The organism is Limimaricola cinnabarinus, assembly GCF_002723615.1.
GTDB lineage: Bacteria > Pseudomonadota > Alphaproteobacteria > Rhodobacterales > Rhodobacteraceae > Limimaricola > Limimaricola cinnabarinus_B.
The window spans coordinates 71,403-72,394 of sequence record NZ_KZ304963.1; the positions used below are offsets into that span (position 1 = coordinate 71,403).

Genomic DNA, 992 nt, shown 5'->3' on the forward strand with positions numbered 1-992 from the left:
GCGAAGCGCAGGCCGTCTTCCATCGCGATCGGGGCGATCAGCTCGACGTTGAACTTCAGGTTGTCGCCGGGCATCACCATCTCGGTGCCCTCGGGCAGGACGACCGTGCCGGTGACGTCGGTGGTGCGGAAGTAGAACTGCGGGCGGTAGTTCGCGAAGAACGGCGTGTGACGGCCACCCTCTTCCTTGGTCAGGATGTAGGCCTCGGCCTCGAACTTGGTGTGCGGCGAAACCGACTTGGGCTTGCACAGCACCTGGCCACGCTCGACGCCGTCACGGTCGATGCCGCGCAGCAGCACGCCGACGTTGTCGCCCGCCTCGCCGCGGTCGAGCAGCTTGCGGAACATCTCGACGCCGGTGCAGGTCGACTTCTTGGTGTCGCGGATGCCGACGATCTCAATCTCGTCACCGACATTGATCACGCCACGCTCGACACGGCCCGTGACCACGGTGCCGCGGCCGGAGATCGAGAACACGTCCTCGATCGGCATCAGGAAGGGCAGGTCCACGGCGCGCGCGGGCGTCGGGATGTACTCGTCGACGGCCTTCAGCAGCTCGACGATGGAGTTCTTGCCGATCTCCTCGTCGCGCTCTTCCATGGCGGCCAGCGCCGAGCCCTTGACGATCGGGATGTCGTCGCCCGGGTAGTCGTAGGACGACAGCAGCTCGCGGATTTCCATCTCGACGAGCTCCAGGAGCTCCTCGTCATCCACCTGGTCGACCTTGTTCATGTAGACGACCATGTAGGGGATGCCCACCTGGCGGCCGAGCAGGATGTGCTCGCGGGTCTGCGGCATCGGGCCGTCGGCGGCGTTCACCACGAGGATCGCGCCGTCCATCTGGGCGGCACCGGTGATCATGTTCTTGACGTAGTCGGCGTGGCCGGGGCAGTCGACATGCGCGTAGTGACGGGTCTCGGTCTCGTATTCCACGTGGGCGGTCGAGATCGTGATGCCGCGGGCCTTCTCTTCGGGCGCGCCGTCGATCTGGTC

The 992-nt window shown here is 65.8% G+C and carries 1 protein-coding gene; it reads right to left on the minus strand.

The window, feature by feature from the left end; translation table 11 throughout:
• The coding region (gene tuf, locus CJ301_RS12790; RefSeq protein ID WP_099277806.1) for an elongation factor Tu at positions 1–992 on the minus strand (992 nt) is incomplete at both ends.